This is a genomic window from Pseudomonas purpurea, from assembly GCF_039908635.1.
In the GTDB taxonomy this organism is placed as follows: Bacteria; Pseudomonadota; Gammaproteobacteria; order Pseudomonadales; family Pseudomonadaceae; genus Aquipseudomonas; species Aquipseudomonas purpurea.
The window spans coordinates 5,729,564-5,751,409 of record NZ_CP150918.1; the positions used below are offsets into that span (position 1 = coordinate 5,729,564).

Genomic DNA, 21,846 nt, shown 5'->3' on the forward strand with positions numbered 1-21,846 from the left:
CCCGGTTCAACTACTGAACCCTTTCGCCCGCCGGCCCCTCGTAACCCTCATCAACCGCCACACCGGCCGCCCTGGCCTTGGCTTCAGTGGCCTGACGCCGTGCTGAGAGTTGCCGTAAATGGTCGGCAAACAACGCCTTCCAGTTCGGCCGGTCCGCTTCCGGGAAGTCTGTTCGCCAGAACGTTTCAAGGGAACTGAACTCGATGCTCGTCAGATACGAGCCTGGACGAGAGGACTCATTGGCAACGCCCAGGCGCCACACCCTCACATGGGCGATGTACCTGCCGCTGTACAAGTACCAATCATAAAAACCATTCACTGCCATCCAGCGTTCAAGGCTCATCTTCACATCGGGGTCGAACAACGGGTGAGTCAACGTTTGCTGACCAAACACATTGTCTTTCCACTCGAACTTGTCGAGTTGCGAACCGGCAATGCGTGGGTCCGAAGGGAAGTAGTATTTCTTCCAGCCCGCCGCTTTAAAATCACCCAGTAGTGCATATACCCATTGTCTATTGGCCTTGTGACTGCTGCCATCGGGCAAACCCCGAAGGGTAATGTCCAGATCATCGACGTTCTGGCTGACTTCACGATTCGCGAGCACTTGTAAACCGATGACCTGACGTAACACCAGCGACTGACCCGGCTGGGTGATGGTGACGTCCAAGGGCTTTTTATCGACGAATGTCAGTTCGTACCAACACAGGTTGACCGCTTTCAGACAATCACTGGTGAACGGGAAAAACAGTTGTTTCAACAGTCCGTCGACAGAGGTGCCCAGCTGGATTTTCACGGGCGGCGGATGCCACTTCGCCGGGGTCGGCTTTTGAGCACCGTCGCACCCGGCCAGACAAAGCAACATGATCAGCCAATACACCCTCACACTAACGCGCCCCCGCCGATGCAGGGTTTGAATGCTGTCGTGCGTATTCAACCAGGTCTTTTGGATAGACCCTGGAATCTATCTTGCTGTCGTCAATGCCATACAAAAACGCAATAGCACCCGCCTCCAAGGCCCAGTAACCGACGTAACTGCCTTCATCACCACCCAAATGGGTGTCATGCCAGGGCGCCTGTTCAAAAGCGTCGTACCAGTTATCGCAGTATTCCTGCAGGAGCCTGGACGCTTCGTCCTTGTCGTCGGCATAAATGGCCAGGACCAACGGCGTGCACACATCGTGATACCACCGATCAACGTCATAACGGTCCGGCAATACCTCGGCCAGCAAGTCCTCGTACAACGTGTCATCGCCGGCATAACCGGCTTCATCAACCAGGGCAACAAAGCGTGCCAGCAAATCGGGACGTTGAAAGAAAATGCACAGGCTGATGACCTGCACGCACTCTTCATACTGATCGGGCCAATCGTCAATAGTGAGCGGTGTAATGTTGGGAATGCCTTCATACACCGCCAAGGCCTTTTGCAACGCCTCATAGTGTTCGACCAGGTCCTCTAACAGCGGTATCAACAGCGTCATCTCGTCACCGGCGGTGTAGCGAATCAGGATCTCCTTGAGCACCCCTTTCTGGAAGTACCGCGCCCTGACCGATTTTTCCTGCTCGGGCGAATCGGCTTGAAACGTGTGGGTTTTAAAAAACTCGATGCTGTGCTGGTGGTTGATAAAAAACGCATCGTATCGAGCCTGGGTCAACAAGGCCTGCCTGCTATTGATCATTCTGACGCTCACTGCCTGATTGTGTGCGTGCGTACGCCACCAAGTCCTTGGGGTACACATGCGAATCAACTTCCCGGTCATCAATCCTGTAGAGAAATGCAATCGCAGCGGCTTCAAACGCCCAGTAACCGACGTAATTGCCATCGTCCTCTTCTATCTCGAGATGACTGTCGTACCCACTAACCTGTAGCCCTTTGAAGGCCGGGTACCACGCCTTGCAGTACTGCTTCAGTAATGCGGCGGACGCCTGCGGTGTGTCGGCATAAATGGCGTTGATCAAGGGCGTATAGAGCGTGTGATACCACTCATCGATATCCCCACGGCCCGGTAGCAACTTGCACAACAAGTCTTCATAAAGCGTGTCTTCGTGGGCGTAACCGGCGTTGTCGATCAACCGGACAAAGCGCTCTAACAGGTCGGTACGCTGCAACAAGATGCACAGACTGATGACTTGCACGCACTCTTCGTACTCACCGGGCCAGTCATCAATGGCCAGCGGGGAAATGTCGGGGGTGTTCTCTTCAACCGCCAGTGCCTGTTGATACACCTCATAACAGTGAATGAGTTTCTCCAGGCGCCCGACCAGCGAACCAATGGGTTCCCCGGCGGTGTAACTGAGCAGCAAGCCGTTGAACGCGGCCTCTTTGAAGTAGCCGGTGCGCAGCGCTCGCTCCTGCTCGGGCGAGTCCGCCTGCATCGTTTGCCCCGCCCAACGCGCCTCGGTGGCGTCGTACAGCCCTATCGACTTGTTGTAGTAAGACAACGCGAACGCGTGCTGTCGATGACTCATGCTCATAACCCGTCTTCATCCTTAAACACTGGCCGGCGTCAGTAGCAGAAACTGGCGGCCGGCAAGTCTGCACGTTGTTTGCGTAGTCGCTCTAAACGCATGCGGGCGCTGTCGCTGCCGCCCTCAATCGCCAACTGATAACACGCGAGCGCCCTGGCCACATCGTGGGTAACCAGTTCGCCTTTTTCAAAGGAATAACCCAGGTGGCTGGCAATCTCCGGCCAGCCCTTTGGCGCGGCGTCCAGGAGCACTTGCTCGGCGCGCGCAGGGTCCAGGCATGGGCCGGAACTGGCAATGTTATTACCATCGCAGTAGAAAAGAGACAGCATGAGCACACCGTCGACCGACGCGGCCGCGGCGGCTTTGAAGAGGGCCTCCACCTGCGGCGTTGGCAACTGCGGCGCCATCCCCGACAAACTCAGGCTCGCGGCGGCATTGCTGGCGTCTGGATTGCCCGACGCGGCGGCGCACACAAAGTTATCCAGCATCGCGGCGTAGAACTCGACCATCAGGGCGGGGTGCACGTCGATCAACGTCCCATAGGCCATCGCCTTCTGGTAGCAAAAACTGTCGGCGGGGTTCATGCCCGGTTTCAGCGAAGGGTGGAAATTGGCCTCGGTAATGGACCAGTCCGCCACACCGCTCAGGACCCAGCATGCCTGACGGGTAAAGGTGTAAACCTTGATGTCACTGTTGCCGACGCGCTTGTCGACCAGGCTGACGCGGTCGTGCTTGAGGAACGTGGTTTCAAGGCCTTCGTCGGGTGCTGCGCTGACGGGCACAATCACCGGAAACGTCAACTGCGCGCGGTCAATCGGTCGGGTCTGCGGGCCGACCAGATCGGTTTGGGCCGGTTGCAGCGTCATGGCGCGAACCGTGGGCGCGGTGAACTGCCGTTGCAGTTCCTCGCTGGCAGAAAACGCCCTCAGGAACGTCGGAAAATCCAGCGAAGGGCACGCCAGTTCGACGGCATACGCCTGCCCGTGAAGGGCCGCGCACACGAGCGCGGCCAGTACCCGCGCTTTTGAAAACCATTTGTTCTTCAAACCACCGTCCATGCTTTTTACCCAGCCTTCCCTATGAACTCCGACCCTCTGCCAGACCGGAGCGCCTTTACTACAGCATTTCGTTACCGATGTCTGTCTGTTGGCGTGATGCAGCCCACGGCTTCTGACGCTCGTCATATCGGCTGCCTGACTACAAGCATGAAAGAAAAGAACCACAGCAGGGCCGCGTTACAGCGGCTTAACACCCGCCACGGTCAACTGGTTGAAGGCGGACTTAATGTCATCAAGGCGCGGGTCAGCGGAATCGGTCGACCTCGGCACACACGCAGACAGCGTCACGCTAGCCTCACCCACACCGGCCACACCGTAAAAGCAGTCCATCAGCAAACCCGTGCGCGGAATCGAGAACGTCTGCATCGCCTGGCTTATCGCCTCGTCGGACGCCCACAACACAAACGGCGACATCGTGATGCGCACCAACGCCGTCCCCAGCAACCGGCGTTGCTCGATGGACCCTTCAGAAGTCCCGGACACCTGAGCAATCACCTCGTCAACGTCGTAGCGGTACCGATAGCGATGCGTCGCATCAAAGCGCCCTGAGGCCTCGATCTGCTGTTGAAAGGGCACGGGGTGGATCATGAAGGTGTTTTCCTCCTCCAAAATCCCGGGGTTCAACGCCACCCTCGAAACCAACTTGCCGTAGCAGATACCGTCTTCCTGCGTGACACTCAGCTCAAAACCGGGAATATCCGGAACAGCAACACCGCAGGCTTCTAACGGCTCTGCGTGGACGCAAGCGCTGGCGAGCGCAGATAGCATCGACAACATAACGACACGGTATGTTTTCAGCATGGGCGACCACACACACCACGTGCAGGGCGCGGATACAGAAAAAGCAGCGGCAGTAAGTTTCTTTTAATTTTCGTTTCCAGCCTTATGAATGTTGGCGACCTGGGAAGCCACCGAGTAACGCCTCAGTACTCATTGGTCAATCATGCCAGCGCATGCTGAAATATCAGCGAGCACTTTACGCTCGCCATAGTTCATGACACACACCAGATTTTCAAACGTCCCGGTCATCTGCTCGCACTTGCTGCTGTTTCTTTGTGGATAAATACATAGTGTGTCAGCAATGATGAGCTCCTTCACCGGGGACAACGTAGAGACCTTGTCGCTCTCTATTCGATAGCGGGTTTCATAGATTGACCCGCCTTCCTGAAGCACGTGTTTGAATACTCTATCTTCGATTTCGTCAGCACCCGCAGGAATATAGCCGATGTGGGTAGCCTCTTTCTTTTCGGGCATGACAGAGTACACATAGCGTTGAGAATTCAACCCGAATTCGTCACTGGGTGGCCAAGCGAATATCAGAATCGCACCAGTTTTGCCGGGATACGTTTTAAAGGTAAATGCTGACTGACAGTCTCTCTCGGGGCTTTTGATAACAAACACACGTTCCGCCGAGGACAGAATCAGCCCTCCTTCTGCCCCGGGCTTACAATCCAGGTTGCTCTCGAGCACCTCTGATGAGGCCGAGGTGCAGAACAATAAAAAACACAGTGCTGCAATATGCTTCATTAGCCTATTTCCATTATCTTGCTACTCACCATCGAGGAATTAACAGCTCAGGTGAGGAACCCATTCAGCACGTAAAAACCACCAACATCATTTTCTGGATAGCGTTGTAATGCATAGCGTTGGCTCATTGCCTTTATAGTAGGTACTTTTTAACAGTTTATTCTTCTTATCCACTCTCAGGTTTATAAATTCATCGCCACAAGCAGGCCTCTGCTCCTCAAAAAAACCTACCCTAGGTTTATAAACAAACACCCTAAAGATGGTATAAACACCCATTCCATCGTCGACATGCCAAACGGCGAAATCTTTCACCCCATCAAAGTTGAAATCATCTATCTCCAGGCGCAACTTCTTTTCAGCTTGAATCTCTATTTTTCTTGTTTCGGAATGGCCATTACCTTCCGCGCTCACTGTTAGAGTTGATCCATCTTGCGTAAGCGTTACAGTGGTTTCTTTGTTCGGATTAAATATCGTCGATTCAGCATAAGCTGACGCGCTGCAAAAGAGCACGAGCACGACTGCAACCAAGTCCCTAAAACTCATTCATCACTCCACAAACTGTATTCTTCCGTACCTTGGACAGGCCATATTTATCTATTAGCTCACTTCAGCCGCTCAATTTTCGGAGGTTCATAACTTTCATCAATGACGACGCCCGCAGCTCTTGCACGTTTCTCGGCCGCTTCGCGACGAAGTTGCAGGGACTTCAGGCGAGCAGGGAAGAGTTCCTGCCAGCGAGTGCGGTCCTCTTCCTTTGCATCTATCCGCCAATTGTAATCCAGCGACGTGAATTCCAGGGATATTAAATAGGTACCGCTTACTTGAAGTGAACTATCAGAGTCACGACGCTGCACTTTCAACTTCACACGTACATCATCCTGATACAGATACCAACTATAAAACCGCTCAACACTCAGCCACTGCTGCATATCGAGTTCAATGTCTGGGTCAAATCTCGGCTGAGACAAAGAGAACTCACCAAACATATCGTCTTCCGAATGCAGCTTGCCAAGTTCGGAGCCTGGAATTCTTGGATCTGCTGGGTAATAGTATTTTTTCCAGCCAGCAGACTTCAAATCATCAATCACCTTGCAAACAAGTTTTTTGTTTTCATCATGAGAACTGTCATCCGGTAGCCCTAACAAGGTGACACTAAAGTCTTCAATATTCTTATTAATACCTGCATCAACAATGCTCACATCCGTTACCGACTCAAGCGTCAAGGCCGACTTCCCTTGAGCCACTCTCACCGCTGGGAGCGATGGGTCGCCACTTCGGTACTTGATTTTGTACCAGCACATATTGACTGCACCCAGACAGTCAGATGAAAACTGTATAGGACTATTTTTGAGAGCCGCTTGTAAAAAACTCCTACTTCCATATTTATCACTTCATCATGCCCAGAGTCAGATGACTCTTTGCATCCAGCCAGAAGTAAAATCAAGCCAGAAAACACCACCCTCAACATCGTGAACAGGCTCACTATTTCATGAGTTCCATCTTAGGTGCCTCATAATTTTCTTCTATTGCAACACCGGCATCTCTTGCAAACTTCTCGGCCACATCGCGACGGAGTCTTAGTTCCTTTAAACGAGCTGGAAACAGACTTTTCCAATTCGGGCGATCATCTTCTTCAAAATTCAATGCCCATGTAGTTTCTTGAGCAGTGAAATCAATAGAGATCAAATAAGTCCCTTTACTTTCCGGAGATGTATCACTGTCACGGCGCTGAACCATGACATGGGCAAAGGTATTCCCGCTGTACAAGTACCAATCATAAAATGTTTTGACCGCTACCCACCTGTCAAGACTCAACTCAACATTTGGATCGAACATTGGCTTACTCAATGGTGACTCACCAAAAACTCTATTTCCAGGTGGGATTTTTCCGAGTTCTGTACCAGAAATTCTTGGATCAGACGGATAGAAATACTTCTTCCACCCAGCCGCGCTGAAGTCGCTTAATAGCTTGTAAACAAGCTTTCTATTTTCTTCATGATCCGTATTATCAGGTAAGCCAAGCAACGTGACGCTGAAGTCTGAAATAGTTTCCTCTTTCTTGGCACGAACAACGCTAACATCAGTTACTTTAGTGATCGTTAGAGGTGATCCACCTTGATTAATGATTACAGTCGGGAGAGAAGGATCAGCGCTTCTGTACTTAATTTTATACCAACAAACACTTGCCGCTGGCAGACACTCCTCAGAAAATTTCAGCGGGCTGTTTTCCAACAACCCATCTATCGACTTTCCAACTTCAAGCTCCAGGACTGCATTACCAACTGTCATTTCAGGCTTTCCTTCATTTTGACTTTGACCACACCCAACCAAAAGCACCAACAACAGAGGCCAACAGTTCCTCATTCCATATTGCTCCAGCCCGCAATTTCCGTAATTACCGACTCCATTCTTTTTGTGTCGCTACGCATTAGGTAATGGTATTGCTTAGCAATTTCACCGATAAAGCTCATGCGATCTCGTGCATTATAAAGATCCCCCTTAGTCATCTGGACTCGGTTCTCGGCTTGCTCAACATCACAGCTAACGGAGAATGCCGCGGACCTTAGAGGTACGTAAGGCACGCCCTCCGCTATGGCCTGTCCATCCAGAATTTTCTGAAAAGTCCAATCATCGTATATGAGTGGTTGCAGAATCTTTAATTGCTCATGATCGGCTATTCGTAATAGTGATTTATACTTGGCGCTCTCACGATCCGGGCCTGGCGGTAGAGACTCCAACTCACGAATAAGCGTAAACGCCTCTTTCACCTCCGCCGTCTCTTTCAAGTTGTTGACCGCCACTAATGCGTCCTCAGACCACGGCAGTTCTTTAATATGCTTCTGGACCTGAGGCTCTAACGAGTTCACATCTCGGAGAGAAGAGCATGTTGCAAACTCATCGGGGCACTTATTATAGAACCAGTGCCAGCAGAATATATCTTGAAACAACCAGAAGTTACCTTTGCCCAGCCCATTTTTTCCGACATACAATGGAGCATTAGCAACAGCAACTGTAAATGTCGAAAGTGTTGAGGCAGATGCCGCAAAGTCGAGGCCACACTTCACTTGTTTACTGGCAATTGCTGCGAGCCCCATCCAGTAGAATCGACCTTTTTGTTTAGGCTGCCCACCCGCCTCAAGCTCTAAATAAAAACGAGCATAATTCCCCGCGATACGCGCCGCTCGAACACTAAAATCGCTCACTAGCTTCCATTTTTTCTTGCCCGTCAGAAAACACTTCTCCTGAACACTTAGTCGCTTGATCGCCTCCATTTGGGCAAAAGACCACGACTGTGTACAACTAATGCAGTGATCATATGGAACCGCATTTTTCTGTTTACTGATATCCAGGCAAGTAAGAGGAGTCGGTTTCATTTCTTTTGACCTTTTACGTAATCATCGGAGCCGTCTGGCACTTCGAAGTCATCCCACATCAAGTGAACTTCGGCAGTTTGTACGGCCTCCGCTTTCACATTGGGAGAAAGACCCTCTGCATCGCTACGAAAGGTCAGGGGTGCCGGGGTATTCGGCAGAATGAATGCGGCACCAATGGAGCTAAAAGGCACGCCCGTACTGGTCACAAACCTGAGTTGCCCGTAGAAGTTCTCTACCGCCTGGTTCTTGAGAGTGTTCCCCGCCCGTGCCTGATCCGCAATCAGGGGTATCGCAGGCATTTTTATCCCAATCCCCGTCCCACTCCCTGCCGCGCCACCGGCGTTCAACTTCACCACCGGGCCCATGACGGTCACGCCGCCGGCGTCGAGTTTGATGAAGCTGCCGCCGGCCTTGAGGGTGAGTTCCATGCCGGCTTCGATGACGATTTTGCTGCCGGCCTTGAGGTGGATTTCGCGGCCGGCGCTGGTCAGTTGGGCGGTGCCGAGTTTGATGTGTTGGCTGATGCCGACGGTCTGGTGGTCATCCATGCGGGCCTCCACTTTGCGGTCGGCCACGGTGGTGCGGTGTTCTTCGGCTTTGAGTTCGGTGTAGGTGGAGTTTTCCACGGTGTCGTGGCGTTCGTGGCCTACGCGGATCTTCTGGTCGTGTTCGATGTTTTCGTCCCAGTCGCGCTGGGCGTGCAGGTAGATCTGTTCGGCGCCTTTTTTGTCTTCGATACGCAGTTCGTTGTAGCCGCCACCGCCCGGTGAACTGAGGGTTTTGAACACGGTGCGGGTTTTGTTGGCCGGCAAGGCGTAGGGGACGACGTTTTCCTTGTGGTACAGGCAGCCGGTCACCAGCGGTTGGTCGGGGTCGCCTTCGAGGAAGGTGATGAGCACTTCCATGCCGATGCGCGGGATGACGATGGCGCCGTAGCGGTCGCCGGCCCAACTGCTGGAGACGCGCATCCAGCAGCTGGTTTTGTCGTCGGCCTGGCCCTCGCGGTCCCAGTGGAACTGGACCTTGATGCGGCCGTACTGGTCGCAGTGAATCTCTTCACCCTTGGGGCCGGTGACGGTTGCGGTCTGGCTGCCGAGCACCCGGGGTTTGCCGTGTTTGAGCGCCGGGCGATAGAACACGTCCCACGGCGTTGCGAAGAAGCGGTTGCGGTAGCCCTGGTGGAAGTCGTCCTTGTTGTCGATGGTGTCGCTGGTCACCGACTCTTCGAGGACTTGCGGCTGCTTGCCTTCGTGGAACACTTCGGTCAGCAACCAGAGGTCGTTCCACTCGCTGCGCGGGTGATCGGACAGCTCCACGAAGTGGCCGCTGACCAGCGTCGTCTGGTCGCCATGACCTTCGGCCTGACGGTAGTCGGCGCGATGACGCTCCAACGCACGCTGGCTCAGGACCTTGCCGCGCGGGCGCTCGGTGAAGCGGCCAGGGTAGTCGTAGTCTTCGAGGTCCGGCTCTTCGCTTTTGGCTTCGGGTTTGTATCCCGACTCCAATTGCAGGCGCGGTTTTTCAAAGTCGTAGTCGCGGCGCGTGGTGCGGCTGGTGCGGGTTTCCAGGCGCAGCTTGAAGCCCTTGATCACCGGCTCATCAGCGACCATGCCGCTGCCCTGTACATACGCCGTGGGCTGGCCGAGTTTCGGGAACACGGTCTGGTCATCGCCGAACATCAGCAGGTGGGATTTCTTGCTGTGCTGGAAGTGGTAGTGAATGCCTTCTTCCTCGCACAGACGCTGGATGAAGTGCAGGTCGGATTCGTCGTACTGCACGCAGTACACGCGGTCCGGGCACGGCACGCTGAGCTGGAACTGGTAGGCGTTGCTCTGGATGCCGTGTTCTTCCAGGACCTGGGCGATGATTCTCGGCGCGCTGAGGTTCTGGAAGATCCGCTGGTTGACCCGGTGGCGCAGGTATTCGAGTTGCGGCACCAACGACACTTTGTAGCGGGTCAGGCGTTTACCGGTATCGCCCTGGGCCACGCGGTAGATCTGCCCGTGGATGCCACTGCCTCCGCCGTTGGAAGAAGCCGCGTCGAACGCCAAAAAAGCCTGTTTGTGCAGGAGCGCTTCCAGGTCCAGATCAGGATTTTCACTGACCAGCTCCAGGTCGAATCGGAACGTCTGGCTGATGCCTTCGGTGCCGGTGAATGCCAGCACTTGCAGGTCGCCTTTATAGTCTTCGACGGTCAGGCTGAAATGCGTTTCGTTAGAAGGGTTGAACATGGCTTGCTCCCTGTTCGGTAGTCATCCATTGCGCCTGCTGCGCAGACGTTGCAGCCAGGACGAAGTGGCGCCCATGGCTGCACGCGCCAATGCTTCATGCAGCTGGGCGGCGGTGATGGTGCGTTGCGTCGCCTCGAAGGCCAGCGCGGTGCGCAGTGCGGGCCAGCAGTGTGCGGGAAGGTGCGGCGGGGCCTTGAGCTCTAGGTCCAGGCGTTCGTCGCGGGCCTGGGTCGACGGCACGCGGCGGAACGGGTGTTTGCCGCCTGCCAATTCGTAGAGCACGCAGGCCACCGCGTACAGGTCGGCACTGGCAGTCAGCGGCGCGCCTTCAAGCAGTTCCGGCGCGGCGTAGCCTGGGGTCCAGGCGTTGAAGCGGCTGCGGCTCAGGTGCGGAAGACCGGGCAATACGCCCTCCTCCGCCTGGCCGAGGCCGAAGTCGAACAGGCGAACGCCCTCTTCGCTGAGCATCACGTTGCTCGGCTTCAGGTCGCCGTGCAGCACGCCACGACTGTGGGCATAGGCCAACGCGTCAAGCAGCGGCAGCGCAACGTCGCGCAGCTCGTTCCACGGCAGGCCCAAGGGCCGCTCGCAGAGCAGTTTGTCGAGGGTCAGCCCGCGCATCAGTTCCATGGTGATGAAGGCGCGCTGGCACTCGGTGTCCACTTCGAAGGTGTGCAAGCGCAACACGTTCGGGTGGCGCAGGCGTCGGGTCAGGGCGAACTCGCTGTAGAGCAAGGCACTGGCGTCCGGCGATTCGGCAAATTCTTCGCTGAGGATTTTCAGCGCGATGTAAGGGTCGGGGTCACCGAACTGTTCGTGCAGCAGGTCCCGTGCGCGGTAAACCGCGCCCATGCCACCGGCACCGAGCAGGCGCTCGATGCGGTAGCGCCCGGCGAGCACATCCGGCAATTCGCCGACGCTGGCCCGACTGGGTGTCACGGACTGCGGCGGCGCATGGGATTTGGCGAAGGCGAAGTAAGTCAGGTTGGCCGCTTCTTCTTCGCTGACCAACAGTTGGTCGAGTACAGGGTCGTGTTCACTCATTGGCGGATCACCACAGCGGTCAAGTTGTCCCGCGCCGAACCGCGCAAGGCGCCGTCGAACAAACGGTCCAGCGCCACGTGCGGCGCGGTCAGGCTCAGGGCGTTGCCCAGCGCGTCGCTGGTCAGGCCCTGATACAAACCGTCGCTGCACAACAGGAACGCATCACCGGGATGGACCTCAAGCTCAAGCACGTCCAGGGTCAACTGTTCGCTGGCCCCGACCGCACGGGTCAGGGCGTTGGCGGACGGATGAGCACGGGCTTGCTCGACGCTCATTTGTTGTTCGTCGACCAGTTGCTGCATCAGCGAATGGTCCTTGGACAACTGATACAACCGCTGCCCACGCCACAGGTAACAACGGCTGTCGCCGGCCCAAATGCAGGCCGCCCGGTTACCGTCCACCAGCAGCGCCACCACGGTGCTGCCCATGATGCTGTCGTGGCGCCCGGCGGTGACGGTCAACTCCTGGCCCAAGCGACGGTTGAGCCAGTGCAGGCACTGGCGCACGCCCTTGAGTCGTTCGTCGAAGCTCTCTTCGACCGGCAAATCCGCCAGGCTGGCGACGATCAACTGGCTGGCGATGTCGCCCCCTTGATGACCGCCCATGCCGTCCGCGACCACCCACAAGCCATGTTGCGGGGTGTCGAGGAAGGCATCTTCGTTGCGCGCCCGAACCTTGCCCGGGTCGGTACGCGCCGCGCTGCGCCAGGCACTGGCAACCGGCATCAGAGCTGCACCGGCATACGGAAGGTGCGCAACACGCCCATGTCGAACGGGTTCGGCGTGCGCTGGCTCATCAGCAGGTAGTTGGCGCGCAGGCCACCCAGGTCTGCTTTCAGCACCAACACGTCGCGACCGGTCAGGTACTCGGTCTGCATCAGGTCGAACAGACGGAACAACGACCACGGCCCGGTGTTTTTCTCGATGCCGATCGGGCGCCCGGCCATTTTGTCGAGGACCAGGCTGGTGCGACCATCTTCAGCCTCGGTCGGCCATTTGAACGAGACAGGCACAATCGGGCCATGGCGGTATTCCATGGTCTGGTTGCCGAAGCGGAACTCGGAACGGCTGACGGCCGGGTCCAGGGTGTACGGCTCCAGTTTGAACTGCACCTGCGGCTCGGCCGGGTTTTCGGCGAAGAAGCTCTGGCGGATCACTTGCGCGGCGGCCATTTGGTCGAGGTAGACCTTGGACATCGGCAGGCTGTGACCGTCGATGCTGCGCAGACGGTAGTTGCCCGGATCGCCGCTCACAAACGGACGCATGTAGGTTTCAAAGAAACGATCAGCGATGCCCTGGGCCTTGAAGAACTCGCGGAAGTCGCTGATGGCGACGTCGCTGGTGCTGTGGGCGCTGAACGGATAACGCTTGTTGATCGCCTTGCCATAGAAGCTGTACAGCTCGCTCTGGTAGCGCTGGTTGAGGTACTGATAGGAATCGTTGAGCACCAGGCGCCAGGTGTCTTCGGCCAGCACGTTGAACCACACGCTGACCGGACGCGGCAAGCGGCCCGACGCGTTACGCAATGTGCTCAGCGCATCGCGCTGGCCGCTCATGCGGGTCTTGGCCATTTCGAACGCGGCCTGCTCCGGCGCACTGGCGCGGGCCAGGCCCGAGAGTTGCAGTTGCAGGTCGTTGAGCGCTTGCAGGGCCGGGGTCAGGTCCGCGGCCGGGCCGTTGTTGTCATCCAGCAAACGGTGCAGCGGTTCGAAGCGCCGTTGCAGGGATTTCTTCGCGGTGTCCGGCAGGTTCTTGGCGACGTTCATGGCCGAAGCCTTGTCCGCCGCGGCAGACGCCAATTTGCCGACTTTACCCAACTTGCCCTTCTGCCCAGCCAGTGCATCGGCGGCATCACCGGCCTCATCAACCGGATCAGCGGCAGCCGGGAAGCGGGTGTTCTCCCGGATCTCGACCAGCATTTGCAGGATCGGCGAGTTGGCGGACGTCAGCCCCGCCACCTGATCGGCGCCTTCGCGCGCGTCGGTGAACGGTTGCAGGCCCACCTGGCCGACCGCTTCGCTCCAGTAGTTGGCGTAGTCGCGGAAGTACAGTTGCTCCAGCTCGACCATCAGGCGACGCATGTCCATGCCGCTGATGCCCGAACCTTCGCCCAGCACCCAGTTGTCACGCAGCAGATCGGTGACCAATGTGCTGCCCTGAACCGAGAAATACTGCTGATAACCCTGTTGGGTGTAGAAACCCGGGATCACGTAATCGGTGCCCACAAACAGGCCACCCTGCGGCCCCAGGTGCTGGCTCAGGCGGTATTCCGGCAGGTTGCGCGCTTGTTCACGCAAGATCCGGTAAACCACGGTGGCCAGGGATTCGCTGCGCAAGACCTGACGCGCCTGCGCCACCAGCGTCTCGTTGATCGGGTAGATAAACGGTTGCTTGAGCAGGCGTTCGAGGTGCGCGTTCAGACCGTTCTGCACCGCCGTGTTACCGGCATAACGCAGGGACCACTCGGTGGCAACCCAATCCTTGAGCCACGCCGGATCGCGACGATCCTTCATGTTCAGCATCAGGTAGGCACGCAGGCTGTTGAGCAGGCGCTCGCGGTCTTTCATGTTGGAGCGGATCTGCCCTTCAAGCACTTGCGCGACCCGTGGCAGCAACTGGGTTTCAAGCTCGCGCTCGTAGGCGCCCTTGACCACCGGGTTGCTCGACTCGCCCTGATACAGGCCACCGCGTTCATACAGCGACACATCGCCTTTGGGCGGGAACACCTTGGTCGCTTCGTAACTGGTGTCGAGGGTCTTGAGCACCGCCATCGAATCATCACGCGGGGTCAGGACGGAGCGTTGCTGAGTCCAGGTCTGCGCCAACGAGCGCAGGTGTTCCAGGCGTTCGTAGTTGGCCGAGAAACCGGTCGCCCACAACATGCCGAACAGGCCCAGCGCCGCCAGTGCGCCGACGTACAACGCACGCTGGCCCCAATGGATGCGGCTGCGTTCACGTTTGTCCAACCCGGCGAGGTCCGCCTCGGGGAAGATCACGCGGCTGAGCAAATGGTGGATGAAGCGCGAGCGGCCATTGCGCAGGGTCGGCAATACGCCGCTGCTGATGCCCAGGCTTGCGCCGATGCCGGCCGTGCTCTGGTCGAGCTTTTCGCTCAGGTGCGGTGCGCTGGTCAGGTAGAAACCGCGCAACTGGCTGACACGCTGGTAACGGTTGCCGGTGAACGCCATGTCGACGAACAGGCACAGACGCTCGCCGATCTGCCCCAGTTGATGCGGGAAGTCGAGGATGCGGCCACGGCGCTGGGTGTCGCGCTCCTGGTGCATGCGCATGATCACCTGGCTGTTGAGGCGACGCAGCAGCTCTTCGAACTCTGCACGCAGCACCGCCACGTCCGTACCGCTTTGCTCTTTACGGAAACTGGTGCCGAGCACCTGATCGCTTTCTTCGCGGGTCAGTTGATCGAAGAACTCGTCAAAACCGAGCAACTGGTCAGCCTTGCTCAGGACCAGGTAAATCGGCAGATCGACGTGCAGTTTCTGGTGAACCTCTTGCAGGCGCGCACGCACCTGGCGGGCCAGGGTGTCCAGGTCCTGTTCGCTGCCGCTGAGCAGCATTTCCACCGGAATGGTCACCAGTACGCCGTTCAACGGACGGTTGCGGCGACGCTTGCGCAACAGGCTGAGCAAGGTGGTCCAGGCGCTGCCGTCGACATCGGCGTCCGGCTGCGTCAGGTAACGCCCGGCGGTGTCGATCAGCACGCCGTGGTCGGCGAAGTACCAGTCGCAGTGCCGGGTGCCGACGGTGTCGCGGGTCAGTTTGCGGTCGATCTTGTTGATCGGAAACTCAAGGCCCGAGAAGTCCAGCAGGCTGGTCTTGCCGCTGCTTTGCGGGCCGATCAGCAAGTACCACGGCAAATCGTTGCGCCAGCGTTCGCTGCGGCCCCGATACAGGCTCGAGGTCTTGAGGGTTTTCAGAGCGTCCTTGAAGCGCGAGCGCAGTTCTTTCTGCTCTTCGTCGATCATCTCTTCGCGGCGCATGCGTTCCTGGCCGTCTTCGCTTTCTTCGACGGCTTTTTTACGCACACCGGCGCGCCAGCTGACGAAGACCATGGTCAGGCCCCAGATCAGGAACAGCACGCTGATGGTCAGCAGGCGCGAGGTCGACTCGGCCCAGAACTTGTAATCGTTGACCGCCAGCAGCGGCCCGACGAACCACACCAGCAGCGCCACGAAGAGCACCAGCAGCAGGGTCCAGACCCACGTCTTGCGCAGGAAGGCGCCGACTTTCTTGAAGAAGTTTTTCATCACACGTCCCTGTTTTACGACTGCGGCTGAACCGCTGCCGGATCAAGCTGCTGATAAGGTTGCAGAACGGTTTCGCGCTGCTCGCCCAGCACCCAGGCAAACCCCGAATACATCACCACCAGGCACACCACGGTGAACAACGCGACCATCCACCACGGCACGATGCGCACCAGGCTGCGACGCTTGTCGTTGAGGCCTTCCCAGTGTGGTGACAGTTCACGCGGCACGTCGCCGCGCAGCTGACGAATCTGCCGGTACAAGGCGTCGCGGATGCCTTCGAGTTCGAGCATGCCGCGGGCCTGCACCCGGTACTTGCCTTCGAACCCCAGGGACAGGCACAGGTACATCAGTTCGAGCATCGGCAGGTGCTTGACCGGATTCTTCGACAGCCGATCGAGCAACTGGAAGAACTTCTCGCCGCCGAAGGTTTCGTTGTGGAAGCTGCTGAGCAGGCTCATCTGCGACCACTCGCTTTCGTTGCCCCACGGCGTGGTCACCACCGCTTCATCGACCACGGTGCAGAGTACGTAGCGGGCGGCCATCACCTGGCTGCTCTCGGCGCCATTGTGCAAGGCGCGCACTTCAAAGAGTTTCAGCCCGGAGGTCAGGCGCTCGTTGAGCGCGTGCATGTCTTCTCGGGTTTCGCTGTGCTTGAGCCGCACCACTTCCGAGAGCAGCTCGGAGGACGCCGCCACCAGCGAGTTCAGGCTGATGTTGAACGCTTCCGCCGGACGCAGGCGGGCAGCGTAGATCATCCGTTCTTCCAACTGCTCGAAACGCGGCGGTGCGGCGAAGTCGGTCAGCGGGCTCGAAGCGGGGCCCTGGCCCTGGCGATCAAGGAGGACGGTCTTGTCATCCTGGTTGTGATCCATGTCCTTCATCATGTCGGTCAGTTCCTGATGGCCCAGAATTTCAGTTCAAGCTCGGCGAATTCGCCGGACACGTGGAACGCGAAGCCGCCGGAACGCTCCAGTTGCGCCAGGTCTTCGGAACTGAGTTCGAGGATGAAATAGGTTTTGTTGGAGTGGAACGGGATCTGGCGCGGCGCCACCGGCAAGGGTTTGACCTTGATGCCCGGCAGGTGCAGGTTGACCAACTGACGAATGCGCTCCACCGGGCCGACCTTGAGGTGCGCCGGCAAGCGATGACGCAGCTCCTCGGAGTCGCAGTTGGCGCTGGCGGCGAGCACGAACGAGGCCGAGCCCAACAGTTTGTGGTCGTGCAGCGGCGAAACGGTGATCCCGTACTGACGGGCTTGCAGCACCAGTTCGATGGCGTGCTGTTCGAGCACCATCGACAGCACCTGACGGATCGCCTCCATCAATTTACGGAAGCTCGCGCCCTGGTCGCTGTGCTGGTAACGGCTGTCCAGACGCGGGCGTTTGCTGTCGCTGGCGAAGGTCGCCAGATCGCCCAGCATCGACAGCAGCGTGCGGTACAGCTCTTCGGGGTGAACCTGTTCCAGGCCCAGGAAATGGCGCAGGACCAGCTCGGTACGGTTGATCAGTTGCAGCATCATGAAGTCGCCGACTTCCGCGCCACCGACCTTGCCGTTGGAACGAATCCGGTCGGCAATGGTGTCGCCCCGGTGACCGAGCATGCTGATGACTTCTTTCAGGCACGACAGCAAATAGCCCGAAGCGTGCGCGTGAATGTAGGTCGGGACGAAGTCCGGGTCGAGGCTGATTACGCCGTCGGGCGTGGTGTCGAGGACTTCACAGACCTTGAGTTTCACGTAGGCCTGGTCGCTCTGTTGCTCGCCGAGCAGCAAGCGGAAGTCCGGACGGGCGCAACTGACCTGGCTGCTGGAGTCGTCACCGGCGTTGGAGTCGGCGACTTCCGCTTCGTACGCGGTGTAACGCGCCAGCACGTCGGACTGCTCGGGGCGGCGGGACTCGATGTGATTACCGGTCACCAGCGGCAACGCCAGGTAGATCGGTGTGTTACCGGTGTTCGGCGGTACGTCCAGCGCCAGCGGCTCGGTGTTGCCACCCAGTTCGAACAGGCTGCCGTCCGGCAGAATCCCCGAGGCCTGGCTGATCACCAGTTTGCCCATGTTGAGGAACTGCAAGTCGATCTCCAGCCCCAGGAACCCCCAGGTGTAACTGCCCAGCAACTGAGTGCGGGTTTTCATCTGGTTGTCGTAGTAGCGATCGTTGTGCTGGAAATGCTGCGGACGCAGCAGCATGCCTTCCTGCCAAATGACTTTATGCACGTTCATGTTCAGTCAGCCTTGGCGATCGTTGCGTGGGTGGGGCGAATGCCGGTCTGGTCGAGGGTCAGCTCGGCCTCGGTCAGCTCGACCGGGGTAAGTTGCACCACGTAGCGCCATTGGCTTTCAGGCAGGTCGCGATAGGCCGCGAGCACGCCGACGAAGCGGCTGCCCTCTTCCACGCTGAGCTTGAGTTCGACGGTTTCGCCCGGGCGCAACTCCATCTCTTCGCTGGCCACCAGGTCTGGCGACAACGAGTCCTTGGCGCGTTCGTACAGGCTGAAGAAATCAGCGTTTTCGAAGGCCACCGGGTGCTTGAGTTCCATCAGCCGCACGACAATCGGCGACGGCCGACCGTTGAGGTCCGGGTTCAGCTGATCGCTGGCGGTCAGCTTGAGGTTCAGTTTGGTCATGGTGGAATACGGCGACATCGACGAGCAACCGGCCAGCAGCACCAGGGCGGTGAGCGCAGTCAGCGTCTTGAAAAAAGCGGTCGAGCAGCGAGACATGCGCATCATCCTTGGTGGTCGGTGTGGAGGGTGGAGATCAGGCGGATCTGTTCTTCGTAGGCCTGGGCGAAATCGCGCGCCAGCAAGCGCTCGCTCCAGTCATCGTCCTGACGCAGCGCCTGGTGGTAACGGCCGTAGGCTCTCCAGCGGCTGCCCGAGGTGGCGATCAACGGCTTGTTGCCGTCGCGCTCGAAACGCAGGGTCAGTTGCTGTGGCGAGAAATGCTCCAGGGTCCCGCGCACCGCCGCACGGCTGGCGGTGAGCAACGCGACCTGATGCGCCTGCAAATCGCGGAACGCACGCGAGATCGCCTGTTCGGCCGGCAACTGGCCGGGCTTGTTGCCCTGCAACAGAATGCCCAGCGCTTCACCGGCATCGACGGCGAATTTCAGCGGGTTCTTGCTGGTGGCCTGGCCGGTGGTGAGCGCCAGACGCAGTTCGTTTTTCAGCTCCGAGCGGGTGCGCAAGCTCTGCTGCAAACCGCCCACGCTTTGCTTGAGCAAACGTGCGGCGTTGATCGCCAGGGCTTCGCGGCTCTCGTGGTCGAGGCCCTTGAGGTCCACGCCCAGGGCGTCGCCAAAGTGTTCCCAGAAACCTTCGCTCTGACGCTCCGGCGCTTTGGGCGCGGGGGCAGGAACCACGGGCGCCGGGGCGTCAATCAGCTCCGGCACCATCAGGCTTTCCATGTCGATGCGCGCATAGTCGGCACGCTGACGGGGTTCCTGGCGCGGCGCGTTGAGGGCGCCCAGCTCGTCGATTTCCGAGTACACGCGCTCTTGCTGATCGAGGGCGTTGAGCGGGTCGAGGTCGAGGAACGCATCGTCAGGAATGATGCTGCCCGCCGCTTGCGGACGGCCGACTTCAGCCTCGAACGCTGCCGGATCGCGGACCAGCCGTGCACGGATTTCGAAGTCCCCGAGCACATAAACGCTGCCGTGTTCGATGCGCTGCGCTTCACCCTTGCGCAGGCGCGCGCCGCTTTCGCTGTCCTGGATACCGTTGCTGCTGGTATCGGTCAGGTAGAACGTGCCCTCACGGTAGCTGATCAGCGCGTGATGGTTGGACAGGTGGCGTTTACGGTCCGGAATGATCCAGTCGCAATCCTCGCCCCGCCCGATCACGCCGCCAGCCTGTTTGAAGGTCTTCTGGCACAGATCGGTAGGCACGAATTGCTTGGTGTTCAGCATTTCGAAAACCAGTTCCATTGATGTCGCTCCTTGCGGTCACTTGCCGCGATTGACCGCCTGCGGATCACCCAGTGGGCGATAGGTGTTGTCGTTGAATTTGTAATTGCCGCTACAGCCACCGAGGCCGCATAGAACGACGAGGGTCAGCAGGACAGCTTGCCAGTGACGTACAGGCATCAGAGGGTCTCCATGATCAGGAAATGCACAAAGCGCCGACCCGTTCGGGCGGCGCTATCGAAATTGATTGGGGTGAAGCCAAACGCTCTAACCCGGGGCCTTGACGCAAACCCCTGTGGCGAGGGAGCTTGCTCCCGCTGGGCTGCGAAGCAGCCCAAAAACTGGCTGCCCCGTTTACTAAGGCAGACCGTGTTGGCTTGACTACGACTGCTACGCAGCCGAGCGGGAGCAAGCTCCCTCGCCACAGGTCGTGCGTGGCTCAACATTGGGTTAACCATCGAAGTCACCCAAATTGATGTTCAGGCGCCCTAGGCGGTAGAGCAGGGTTCGGCGCGGCAAGCCCAGTTCGCGGGCCGCCAGCGTTTGATTGCCGTCGTTCTTGCGCAGGCAATCGAGCAACAGGCTGCGCTCGACCTGTTCCAGGCGTTCGCGCAGGTTCAGGCTGCTGTCTTCCGGCACGACATCGACGCGCAACGAGAAATGCTCGGCCAGCAACTCGCCGCCCTCGCACAGCAGCACGGCGCGTTCGACCAGGCCCTTGAGCTCCCGCACGTTGCCGGGGAAGGCATAACCGGACAGGTGATCGAGCGCCGCATCGGACCAGCGCACCGCATCGCGTTGCAGGAACGTGCAGGCCTTGTCGGCAAAGTGCCGGGCCAGGTCAAGGATGTCGCCGTCGCGCTGACGCAGGGGCGGCAACTCGATGGGGAACTGCGCGAGGCGGTAATACAGGTCCTCGCGGAACTTGCCTTCGCTGACCAGCACCGCCAAGTCGCGGTGAGTGGCGGCGATGATGCGCACGTCGATCTTGTGGGTGTCGTTGGAACCCAACGGACGAATCTCGCCTTCCTGCAACACCCGCAGCAACTTGGCTTGCAACGACAGCGGCATGTCACCGATTTCATCCAGCAACAGGGTGCCGCCATTGGCCGCATCGAACAGCCCGGCGCGGTCGCGGTCGGCGCCGGTGAAGGCGCCTTTGCGGTAGCCGAACAACTCGCTTTCCAGCAGGTTCTCCGGGAACGCCGCGCAGTTCTGCACGATGAACGCCTGGGAGCGACGCGGCCCGCAATCGTGGATCGCGCGGGCCACCACTTCCTTGCCGGTGCCGGTCTCGCCGCGCAGCAGCACGGTGTACGGGCTGTGCAGCACTTTGCTGATCAGGCGACAGGTGTCGCGCATCGCGGCGCTCTTGCCAATCAGCCCGTAACCGCTGGCGCTCGGCACGCTGGTGGAAATCGGCACGACTTCCCCCACCGGCCGGCGCAAGCGGTGCAGCAAGTGCAACTGACCGAGCACGAACGAGCCCAGTTGCCCCAGCGAATCGGCAAAGCCTTGCAGCTCGACGTGTTCACGGCTGGCGCACAACAACAGCCCGACCACCGCCTGCTGCGCGTTGACCAACGGCACACACAGCAGCGATTGCCATGGCGTGCTTTGGGTCGGCAGGAAACTGGTTTCGTGCAGGCTGCCGCTCAATTCGTTCAGGCTCAGCACGCGGTTCTGGCACAACGAAAACTGCAACAGTTGTTCACCGTTGTAGTCCGCCGGCAGGCTCGCGGCCTCGCGTGGCTGCAACACACCCTGCAAGCATTCGGCGTTCAAACCCAGGCAAGTGTGGGTCGCGTCGAGCAAGTACAACTGGCTCAACTCGCAACCGCTGAGCTCGCACACGGCGCGCACAAAATCACCGAGCAGCGCCGCGCCGTCAGCCGCGCGCGACAGGCTGGCGAACTGCGCCAGCAAGGCTTCGGCATAAATCAGCGGCTGCGCCACGCGAGTGAACATCAGTGACAC

Annotated in this window: 20 protein-coding genes; all 20 read right to left on the reverse strand. The window is 58.5% G+C overall.

The window, feature by feature from the left end; translation table 11 throughout:
* Window positions 1-10: 10 nt before the first annotated feature.
* Window positions 11-862: a hypothetical protein gene (locus AABM54_RS25965; protein ID WP_347902733.1), complete on the reverse strand. Its 852-nt coding sequence runs from the start codon at window positions 860-862 to the stop codon at window positions 11-13.
* Window positions 863-884: 22 nt separating this feature from the next.
* Entirely contained in the window at window positions 885-1,676 is a 792-nt protein-coding gene (locus AABM54_RS25970) for a PoNe immunity protein domain-containing protein (protein WP_347902734.1), read from the reverse strand.
* The gene (locus AABM54_RS25975) at window positions 1,666-2,466 is read right to left on the reverse strand and encodes a PoNe immunity protein domain-containing protein (RefSeq protein ID WP_347902735.1); all 801 of its coding nucleotides are present in this window, start codon (window positions 2,464-2,466) and stop codon (window positions 1,666-1,668) included. The genes AABM54_RS25970 and AABM54_RS25975 overlap by 11 nt, the downstream gene beginning before the upstream one ends.
* Window positions 2,467-2,504: 38 nt before the next feature.
* The gene (locus tag AABM54_RS25980; RefSeq protein ID WP_347902736.1) at window positions 2,505-3,512 is read right to left on the reverse strand and encodes a sel1 repeat family protein; all 1,008 of its coding nucleotides are present in this window, start codon (window positions 3,510-3,512) and stop codon (window positions 2,505-2,507) included.
* A 189-nt stretch (window positions 3,513-3,701) separates the two neighbouring features.
* A complete protein-coding gene (locus AABM54_RS25985; protein WP_347902737.1) occupies window positions 3,702-4,325 on the reverse strand; it encodes a hypothetical protein in 624 nt (207 codons plus the stop codon).
* Window positions 4,326-4,454: 129 nt separating this feature from the next.
* Entirely contained in the window at window positions 4,455-5,051 is a 597-nt protein-coding gene (locus tag AABM54_RS25990; RefSeq protein ID WP_347902738.1) for a hypothetical protein, read from the reverse strand.
* Between the two features lie 87 nt (window positions 5,052-5,138).
* Window positions 5,139-5,594 carry a hypothetical protein gene (locus AABM54_RS25995; RefSeq protein WP_347902739.1) on the reverse strand — a complete coding sequence of 152 codons (456 nt, stop codon included), beginning with the start codon at window positions 5,592-5,594 and terminating at the stop codon, window positions 5,139-5,141.
* 59 nt (window positions 5,595-5,653) lie between these two features.
* On the reverse strand, window positions 5,654-6,274 hold the full coding sequence (locus AABM54_RS26000) for a hypothetical protein (protein WP_347902740.1): 621 nt from the start codon (window positions 6,272-6,274) through the stop codon (window positions 5,654-5,656).
* 259 nt (window positions 6,275-6,533) lie between these two features.
* The gene (locus AABM54_RS26005) at window positions 6,534-7,340 is read right to left on the reverse strand and encodes a hypothetical protein (protein WP_347902741.1); all 807 of its coding nucleotides are present in this window, start codon (window positions 7,338-7,340) and stop codon (window positions 6,534-6,536) included.
* A gap of 71 nt (window positions 7,341-7,411) precedes the next feature.
* Window positions 7,412-8,425, reverse strand: coding sequence for a hypothetical protein (locus AABM54_RS26010; RefSeq protein WP_347902742.1), 1,014 nt, complete (start codon window positions 8,423-8,425; stop codon window positions 7,412-7,414).
* Window positions 8,422-10,656 (reverse strand): type VI secretion system tip protein TssI/VgrG, encoded by a 2,235-nt coding sequence (tssI, locus tag AABM54_RS26015; protein WP_347902743.1) that lies wholly within the window; start codon window positions 10,654-10,656, stop codon window positions 8,422-8,424. The genes AABM54_RS26010 and tssI overlap by 4 nt, the downstream gene beginning before the upstream one ends.
* 21 nt (window positions 10,657-10,677) lie before the next feature.
* The gene (locus AABM54_RS26020; RefSeq protein ID WP_347902744.1) at window positions 10,678-11,700 is read right to left on the reverse strand and encodes a serine/threonine-protein kinase; all 1,023 of its coding nucleotides are present in this window, start codon (window positions 11,698-11,700) and stop codon (window positions 10,678-10,680) included.
* Window positions 11,697-12,425 (reverse strand): PP2C family serine/threonine-protein phosphatase, encoded by a 729-nt coding sequence (locus AABM54_RS26025; RefSeq protein ID WP_347902745.1) that lies wholly within the window; start codon window positions 12,423-12,425, stop codon window positions 11,697-11,699. The genes AABM54_RS26020 and AABM54_RS26025 overlap by 4 nt, the downstream gene beginning before the upstream one ends.
* The gene (gene tssM / locus AABM54_RS26030; protein WP_347902746.1) at window positions 12,425-15,964 is read right to left on the reverse strand and encodes a type VI secretion system membrane subunit TssM; all 3,540 of its coding nucleotides are present in this window, start codon (window positions 15,962-15,964) and stop codon (window positions 12,425-12,427) included. The genes AABM54_RS26025 and tssM overlap by 1 nt, the downstream gene beginning before the upstream one ends.
* 14 nt (window positions 15,965-15,978) lie before the next feature.
* Window positions 15,979-16,848, reverse strand: coding sequence for a type IVB secretion system protein IcmH/DotU (gene icmH / locus AABM54_RS26035; RefSeq protein ID WP_347902747.1), 870 nt, complete (start codon window positions 16,846-16,848; stop codon window positions 15,979-15,981).
* Window positions 16,849-16,853: 5 nt separating this feature from the next.
* Window positions 16,854-18,185, reverse strand: coding sequence for a type VI secretion system baseplate subunit TssK (gene tssK / locus AABM54_RS26040; RefSeq protein WP_347902748.1), 1,332 nt, complete (start codon window positions 18,183-18,185; stop codon window positions 16,854-16,856).
* 2 nt (window positions 18,186-18,187) lie between these two features.
* A complete protein-coding gene (tssJ, locus tag AABM54_RS26045; protein WP_347902749.1) occupies window positions 18,188-18,685 on the reverse strand; it encodes a type VI secretion system lipoprotein TssJ in 498 nt (165 codons plus the stop codon).
* Window positions 18,686-18,690: 5 nt separating this feature from the next.
* Window positions 18,691-19,890: a type VI secretion system-associated FHA domain protein TagH gene (gene tagH, locus AABM54_RS26050; protein WP_347902750.1), complete on the reverse strand. Its 1,200-nt coding sequence runs from the start codon at window positions 19,888-19,890 to the stop codon at window positions 18,691-18,693.
* An 18-nt stretch (window positions 19,891-19,908) separates the two neighbouring features.
* On the reverse strand, window positions 19,909-20,049 hold the full coding sequence (locus AABM54_RS26055) for a type VI secretion protein (protein ID WP_092276060.1): 141 nt from the start codon (window positions 20,047-20,049) through the stop codon (window positions 19,909-19,911).
* A 270-nt stretch (window positions 20,050-20,319) separates the two neighbouring features.
* Window positions 20,320-21,837, reverse strand: coding sequence for a sigma 54-interacting transcriptional regulator (locus tag AABM54_RS26060; protein WP_347902751.1), 1,518 nt, complete (start codon window positions 21,835-21,837; stop codon window positions 20,320-20,322).
* Window positions 21,838-21,846 lie beyond the last annotated feature (9 nt).